This is a genomic window from Streptomyces sp. URMC 126, assembly GCF_051386555.1.
Classification (GTDB): domain Bacteria; phylum Actinomycetota; class Actinomycetes; order Streptomycetales; family Streptomycetaceae; genus Streptomyces.
Genome location: NZ_JBPQTX010000311.1, coordinates 1 through 8,014, shown reverse-complemented (window position 1 = coordinate 8,014; position 8,014 = coordinate 1). Strand labels below are relative to the sequence as shown.

At 73.9% G+C, this 8,014-nt stretch carries 4 protein-coding genes and 1 pseudogene; 2 read left to right on the top strand and 3 right to left on the bottom strand.

Annotated elements, in window-relative coordinates; all coding sequences use genetic code 11:
- Window positions 1-3: 3 nt before the first annotated feature.
- Window positions 4-1,653, bottom strand: a complete 1,650-nt coding sequence (locus ACSNOK_RS27475) for an AMP-binding protein (protein ID WP_436783477.1) — start codon at window positions 1,651-1,653, stop codon at window positions 4-6.
- The gene (locus ACSNOK_RS27470) at window positions 1,650-3,518 is read right to left on the bottom strand and encodes an AMP-binding protein (RefSeq protein ID WP_436783476.1); all 1,869 of its coding nucleotides are present in this window, start codon (window positions 3,516-3,518) and stop codon (window positions 1,650-1,652) included. The genes ACSNOK_RS27475 and ACSNOK_RS27470 overlap by 4 nt, the downstream gene beginning before the upstream one ends.
- A gap of 1,037 nt (window positions 3,519-4,555) precedes the next feature.
- Here ACSNOK_RS27470 and ACSNOK_RS27465 point away from each other — a divergent pair.
- Window positions 4,556-4,882, top strand: coding sequence for an SAV_915 family protein (locus ACSNOK_RS27465; RefSeq protein ID WP_436783475.1), 327 nt, complete (start codon window positions 4,556-4,558; stop codon window positions 4,880-4,882).
- 1,635 nt (window positions 4,883-6,517) lie between these two features.
- Window positions 6,518-7,924, top strand: a complete 1,407-nt coding sequence (lysA, locus tag ACSNOK_RS27460; RefSeq protein WP_436783478.1) for a diaminopimelate decarboxylase — start codon at window positions 6,518-6,520, stop codon at window positions 7,922-7,924.
- A 13-nt stretch (window positions 7,925-7,937) separates the two neighbouring features.
- Here lysA and ACSNOK_RS27455 read toward each other — a convergent pair.
- Window positions 7,938-8,014: pseudogene (locus ACSNOK_RS27455) on the bottom strand (NADH-quinone oxidoreductase subunit A); the annotation flags it as partial.

The window sequence follows — 8,014 nt, the reverse complement described above, 5'->3', positions numbered from 1 at the left end:
GCGCTACCTCGCCCCTGCCCCGGCCCCTGCCCCCGCGCCCTCCAGCAGCGCGACGGCCTCCTCGCGCAGGTCCACCTTGCGCACCTTGCCGCTCACCGTCATCGGGAAGGTGTCCATGACCCGCAGGTAGCGCGGGACCTTGTAGTGGGCCAGCCGGCCGCGGCAGTAGCGGGCCAGTTCGTCACGGCTGAGGCCGCCCGCGTCCTCGCGGAGGATGACGCAGGCCATGATCTCCTCGCCCATGTGCTCGTCGGGCACCCCGATGACCTGGACGTCGGCGATCTTCGGGTGGGTATACAGGAACTCCTCGATCTCGCGCGGGTAGACGTTCTCCCCACCCCTGATGATCATGTCCTTGCTGCGGCCGACGATCCGGACGTACCCCTCCTCGTCCATCACCGCGAGGTCGCCCGTGTGCATCCAGCGGTCGGCGTCGATCGCCTCGGCCGTCCGCTCGGGGTCGTTCCAGTAGCCGAGCATCACCGAGTAGCCGCGGGTGCACAGTTCGCCGGGCTCGCCGCGGGGGACGGTGGCGCCGGTCTCCGGGTGGACGATCTTCACCTCGATGTGCGGGTGCACCCGTCCGACCGTGCCCGTCCTGCGGTCCAGGTCGTCGTCGGGCCGGGTCTGGGTGGAGACGGGAGAGGTCTCGGTCATGCCGTAGCAGATGGTGACCTCCTCCATGTGCATCTCGGCGACGACGCGCTTCATCACCTCGGCGGGGCAGGGCGAGCCCGCCATGATGCCGGTGCGCAGCGAGGAGAGATCGTAGGTGGCGAAGTCCGGCAGCTCCAGCTCGGCGATGAACATCGTGGGCACGCCGTAGAGGGCGGTGCAGCGCTCGCGTTCGACGGCGTGGAGGGTGGCGGTGGGGTCGAAGGTGGGGGCGGGGATGACCACGCAGGCGCCGTGGGTGGTGGCCGCCAGGTTGCCCATGACCATGCCGAAGCAGTGGTAGAAGGGCACCGGCAGGGCGATCCGGTCCTCCTCGGTGTAGCCCAGCGTCTCGCCCACGAAATAGCCGTTGTTGAGGATGTTGTGGTGGGAGAGGGTGGCGCCCTTGGCGAAGCCCGTGGTGCCGGAGGTGTACTGGATGTTGGCGGGGTCCTCGGGGCTCAGCCCGGCCTCGCGTGCGGCGAGCCGCGCGCGGGGTGTTCCGGCGCCGAGCCGGACGAGGCCCGTCCACGTCGGGTCGTCCAGGTAGACGACGTCGCGCAGGGCCGGGCAGTCCCCGCGGACCTGTTCGACCATGCGCCGGTAGTCGCTCGTCTTGTAGGCGACGGCCGAGATCAGCACCGAGACGCCGGACTGCTTGAGGACGTAGGAGAGTTCGTGCACCCGGTAGGCCGGGTTGATGTTGACCATGATCGCGCCGATGCGCGCGCTGGCGTACTGGACGATCATCCACTCCGGGCAGTTGACGGACCAGATGCCCACCCGGTCGCCCTGCGCCACCCCCTTCGCGAGCAGCCCCAGCGCGACCTCCTCCACGGCACGCCCGAACTCCGCGTACGTCCACCGCCGCCCGCCCTGGACGTCGACGAGCGCCTCGCGTTCACCGAAGAGGGCGACGGTACGGGTGAGACTGGCGCCGATGGTCTCTCGAAGCAGGGGGGTGTCGACGGGGCCGCCCGCGTACGAGGGTGTGCTCACCGGTGGTCTTCCTCTCTGAATTCGGTCCCGCCGCCCTGCGCGGTGCGGGCGCGCAGCTCGATGCGGCGGATCTTGCCGGACACGGTCTTGGGCAGCTCGGCGAACTCCAGCCGGCGGACGCGCTTGTACGGGGCGAGGACGGCGCGCGAGTGGGCGAACAGCGCCTTCGCGGTGTCCGGCCCCGGCTCCCAGCCCTCGGCGAGGACGACGTACGCCTTGGGCACGGACAGCCGCAGCGGGTCGGGCGCGGGCACGACGGCGGCCTCGGCCACCGCCTCGTGCTCCAGCAGCGCGCTCTCCAGCTCGAAGGGCGAGATCTTGTAGTCGCTGGACTTGAAGACGTCGTCAGCGCGGCCGATGTAGGTGATGTAGCCGTCCGCGTCCCGGGAGCCGATGTCACCGGTGCGGTAGTAGCCGCCGGCCATCGCCTCGGCGGTGCGCTCGGGGTCGCCGGCGTAGCCGGTCATCAGGCCGACGGGGCGGGTGGAAGGGCCGTTGGGGGCTGCGGTGCCGTCATCGGGGCCGTCGGAGAGGGCGAGGCAGATCTCCCCCTCGTCGGCCGGCTCGCCGGTGACCGGGTCCAGCAGGACGACGGTGAAACCGGGGCTCGGACGGCCCATGGAGCCCGTCTTCAGCGGCTGACCGGGCGAGTTGGCCACCTGGACGGACGTCTCCGTCTGGCCGAAGCCGTCCCGGATCGTGACGCCCCAGGCGCGCCGGACGGCCTCGATGACCTCGGGATTGAGGGGTTCGCCCGCCGCCACCACCTCGCGCGGCGGGGTGCGCAGGGCCCGCAGGTCGGCCTGGATGAGCATGCGCCACACGGTGGGCGGGGCACAGAAGCTCGTCACGCCGCAGCGGTCCATCTCGGTCATCAGGCGGGCCGGGTCGAAGCGGGTGTAGTTGACGACGAAGACCGTCGCGCCGGCGTTCCAGGGCGCGAAGAAGTTGGACCAGGCGTGCTTGGCCCAGCCGGGCGAGGAGATGTTGAGGTGCACGTCACCCGGGCGCAACCCGATCCAGTACATCGTGGTCAAGTGACCGATGGGGTACGAGGTGTGGGTGTGCTCGACGAGTTTGGGACGGGCGGTGGTGCCGGAGGTGAAGTACAGGAGCAGGGGGTCGTCGGCGCGGGTGGGCCCGTCGGGTTCGAAGCCGTCGTCCCCTTCGGCCTCCTCACTGCCGGTGGCGTCCTCGTCCTCGTAGGGGAGCCAGCCGGGCGGCGGAGTACCGCCGACCGCGATCCGGGTGTAGTCGCCCGGCACCTCGGCGAACTTGCCGGCGTCGGCGGTCCGCACGACGACGTGCCGGGCGCCGCCGCGGCCGACGCGGTCGGCCAGGTCGGCGGGGCCGAGCAGCGGGGTGGCGGGAATGACGACGGCGCGCAGCTTCATCGCCGCGAGCATGGTCTCCCAGAGCTCGGCCTGGTTGCCGAGCATGACGACGATCCGGTCGCCCGCGCGCACGCCGCGTCCGCGCAGCCGGCGGGCGACGCGGTCGGAGCGGCGGCGCAGGGCGTCGAAGGACAGCTTCGTCTCGGTGCCGTCCTCCTCCACGATCCACAGGGCCGTGGCGTCGTTCCCGCGGGCGAGCGGGTCGAACCAGTCCAGCGCCCAGTTGAACTCGGCGGGCCGGGGCCAGACGAAGCCGTCGTAGGCGGCGCGGTAGTCCTCCCGGTGGGCGAGCAGGAAGTCACGCGCCGCCCGGAAGGCGTCCGCTCCGGAGGGGCCGTGCGCTCGGGCGGGGCCGCGCGATGTGGCCGCTCCGGCCGGCGCCGGTGTTCCGGACGATGCCGGTGTTCCGGTCGGTGCCGTTGCTCCGGCCGGTGCTCCGGCCCTCTCTTCTGCCGCGTCCTGTGCCGCCACGTGTCCTCCAGTCGCCGCGCGAGCCGTCGATCTCGATCCGCAGGTGAGCATCGTGCGTCGGTGATCGAAGACCCGCCAGCCCCGGACAGGGCTGTCCGCGCCGCGCGAACAGGGGATTCCCGCCGGGGTTCCCTGGGGACGGCCGTCCCCGCTCAGGTTCTTCCAGATTCTTTGCCCGCCCATGGCAGCGTGGTAGTGGGACCCGGCGCACGGCAGGGGCGCACACCCGGCGCACGGGTTCACGGCGGTCGGTCGCACGCCGGGTCTTCCCGGGCCTACGGCCGTTCCGGCCACGCAGAAGCGCCGGGGACGTGCATCGGCTGCGCCGATAGTGCGTCAACGGGCCGTCAAAGCTCCCGTGTGACGGGTCAACAGGATGTCAAGGAAACGGTCATCCGGTCGCCGTCCGGGCATACCGTGGGCAGCACGGCGCCCCGGCTGCCGGCCGGGACGTACGGCAGTACCCGTTACGCCCGCTATCCCCTCACCCAGTCACCCAGCCGTTTCCGCTTGCCTACGGAACAGCTTCCCCTCACCCCACTCTCCCCTCATCCTTCCCGAGGACTGTCATGCGTGTGAACCGAACTCCCGCCGAAGCCGCCGCCGTAGCGGCCGTGACGGCCGCCCACAGCCCGGTGGCCGACGGCGGGGAGTCCTCCGAAGAGCCCTCCCATCCCGGCGGGGCGGTGACGGCGCCCCGGTCGAGGCCGGGAGCGGGGACGACGTCCGTCACGCCGCCGTCACCGACGGACACGTCCGAGCCGTCCCTCGCCTCTGCCGCGTCCGCCGCTCCTTCCGCTTCCGCCGCAACCATGGCGTCCACCGCACCTGTCACGCCCCTCGCGCCCGCCCTGACCGCCCCTTCCGGCCTGCCGGTACCACATGTCCCGCCCGCTCTGACGACTCCCTCGGACTCGCTCGTCCCGTCGGCAGTGTCCGTTCCCCGCCGCGCGCCCTCCGCCGCCCCACCGCCACCTCCTCTCACGACGGCGCCCTCCTCCGCCCCGGCCTCTCCCGATCCGGTCTCCGCTGCTCCGGTGCCGACCGATCACCCGGCGTCCCCGCCGATGGACGCGGCGCTGTACGTGCCCGTGCGCCCCTGTCCCGTCGGCTTCACGCTCCGCGTCTTCCGTACGCCGCTCGGCGACCGCACGGCTGTCGCCTTCAGCACGCCCGCGCGGCTCGCCGCCTGTCTCGGCGCACACCAACCGGCCGTCCGGCTCGCCCTGCCGGCCGTACGAGCACTGGCCACGCCCCTCGGTGTCACCACGGTCTCGGTGGACCCGCAACTCACCGCCCCGGCGGTCCGCCGCTCCTCTGACGGCCCGTCTCCGGCGGCTCTGCGGCACACGCTCCCGGGCTGACTCCGAGGGAACGTGTCCGGCGCGGGGCGTGCGCTCTCGTCCGGTGCGGACCGGGCGTTGCGCAGCCGACTGCCGCTCTCGCGGTCCGAACCCTGCGTTCACCGGGGCCGGAGAGGGACGGCCGCCCGGTCCCACCGGAAGGCCCTCAGCGGTCCGGCGGCACCCGCCGTTCATCCGGCGGCGCCCACCGTTCGTCCGACGGGCGCGCGGCGAACGCCCGACGCGGCTCCGGCACTCACCCGGTGCGGGCCGGGTACCCGCCCGGCGCTGGTCAAGTGCCTCACCGGATGCCGGACCCCTGCCCTTCCGGGACAGGGCCACCGCCCCGGACCGGTATGGACCCCGCGTCCGTCCGGCGTGTGGCCCACGCCCCGCGCCGGCGGAGCCTGCGGTCAGTCGGGCACGCGCCCGGCGAACGCCCGACGCTGGTCGAGTGCCTCACCGGACGCCGGACCCCCGTCCTTCCGGGGACAGGGCCACCGCCCCGGACCGGTACGGACCCCGCACCCGGCAGACGCCCGACGCGGCGCCGGCACTCACCCAGTGCGGGCCCGGCACCCGCCCGGCGCGGGTCAAGCACCTCACCGGACGCCGGACCCCCGTCCTTCCGGGGACAGGGCCACCGCTCCAGACCGATGCGGACCCCGCGTTCGTCCGGCGTGGCCCGCTACCCGCTCCGGCGGGTCGGCGGCCACCCGGGCGCGGGCCGGGCACCCGCCCGGTGCTGGTCAAGCACCTCACCGGACGCCGGACCTCCGTCCTTCGGGGACGGGACCGCCGCCCGGTCCGGTGTGTACTCCGTGTTTCTCCGGCGGAGTCTGCGGCCACCCGGGCACGCGCACGGCCCGCGCCCGACGTGGTGCCGGCACTCACCCGGTGCGGACCGGGCTCCCGCCCGGCGCGGGTCAAGTGCTTTACCGGACGCCGAGCTCCGTCCTTCGGGGACGGGACCGACGCCCGGACCGGTACGGACCCCGCGTTCGTCCAGCGTGGCCCGCTACCCGCTCCGGCGGGTCTGCGGTCAGTCGGGCCCGCGCCCGACGCGGCGCCGGCGCTCGCCGGGCGCGGGCCGGGCATCCGCCCGACGCGGGTCAAGTGCCTCACCGAACGCCGAGCTCTGTCCTTCGGGGACGGGACCGACGCCCGGACCGGTACGGACCCCGCGTTCGTCCGGCGTCGCTCGCGCCCCGCTCCGGGCGGAGTCCGCCTCGCCCGGGCGCGCGCCCGGCAGTTCTCGGGCATACGCCCGACGCGGCTCCGGCCCTCGCCCGGAGCGGGCTGGACATCCGTCCGGTGCGGATTCCGCGCCCGTCCCGAGCGGCGTCGGCGGGCGTCCGTCTCGCGCGCGACAGGCGTCTGCTCGGGGCGGGGGCGGTTCGAGTCCGGTCGCGAGGCAGCGCGGTCGTCACCACCCCCGCCGTCCCCGTCGCGTACCGCCTACCGTGCGCTGTTCCGCACGCCCACGTTCCGTAACGCGCCTCGCGCGCGAACGGCCCCACCTCGCGCGCGACATCAGCCCCTCATCCCTCAGCTTCACATGTAAGCCACTCCGCCCACGGACGCCCTCCGTGCCCGCACCCCGAGTGCCATCCGCCCATCAAGTCAAGTCCACCCATGCCGCAAGCAGCGAAGGGAATCACCGTGTCCACGCCCCTCCCCCTCCCCACCACCCCGCTCCCGGCCACCACCTTCGAATCCCCGGCAGTTCCCCGACCCCTCACCACCTCCGCCGCCCCCGGAGCCGCCGGGCCCGTGCCCCTGTGGCCGGCCTCCGCCCGTCCGCTGCCGTCCGGCGGTGTGGCCGTCGGCGGCGTCCCCTTGGCCGAGGTCGCCGACCGCTTCGGCACCCCGGCGTACGTCCTCGACGAGGACGAGGTCCGCGCCCGGGCGCGTGCCTGGCGCGCCGCGCTGCCCGGCGCCCGGATAGCCTACGCGGGCAAGGCGTTCCTCTGCCGCGCCATGGTCCGCCGGATCGACGAGGAGGGCCTGGACCTCGACGTCTGCTCCGCAGGGGAACTCGATCTCGCGGTCCACGCCGGCTTTCCCGCCGAGCGGATCGTGCTGCACGGCAACGCCAAGAGCCCTGACGAGCTGAGGGCCGCGCTCCGCCTCGGGGTCGGGCGGATCGTCCTCGACAGCGCGGGCGAGATCGCCCGGCTCGCCGCCCTCGTGCCCGCCGGCACCCGGCAACGGGTACTGATCCGGGTGGTACCGGGAGTGGCGGCGGGGGCGCACGCGGCCGTACGGACGGGCGTGGAGGGCCAGAAGTTCGGGCTGCCGATCGCGGGCGGGGAGGCCGAGGACGCGGTGGCGCGCGTCCTGGGGCAGCCCCGGCTCGAACTGGTGGGCCTGCACTGCCACCTCGGCTCGCAGATCACCTCCACCGACCCGTATGCCGTCGCCGTCCGCAAGCTCGTCGAACTGCTCGCCCGGCTGCGCGACCGGTACGGCGTCACTCTCCCCGAACTGGATCTGGGCGGCGGCTTCGGCATCGCGTACCGCCCCGGAGACCCGGCCATGGACCCGGCGGCCTACGCCGATCGCGTCACCACGGAACTCGCCCTGCGCTGCGCCCACGCCGACCTGCCGGTCCCCCGGCTGACGGTCGAGCCGGGCCGCTGGATCGCGGGGCCCGCCGGGGTGGCCCTGTACCGGGTGCTCGCCGTGAAGACCACGGCCGGCCGCACTTTCGCCGCCGTCGACGGCGGCATGAGCGACAACCCTCGCCCCGCCCTCTACGGCGCCCGCTACACCGTCCGTCTGGCGAACCGTTCCTCCTCCGCGGCGGACCGCGCCGTGACGGTGGTCGGCCGGCACTGCGAGGCCGGCGACGTGCTCGCCGAGGACGTCCCCCTCCCCGCCGACCTGCGCCCGGGCGACCTCCTGGCGGTGCCCGCCGCGGGCGCGTACCACCTCTCCATGGCCTCCGCCTACAACCAAGTCGGCCGCCCGCCCGTGGCAGCGGTCTCCGGTGGCCGCGCACGGCTCGTCGTCCGCCGGGAGACGTCGGAGGACCTGCGGAGCCGCGACGTCGGGGAATGACGTCCGACACTCTCAGGCCGCCACGCCGCCAGACGTAGGCGTAGGCGACGAAGACGGTGAGTACGAAGAGCAGCATTTCGACGAGGCCGA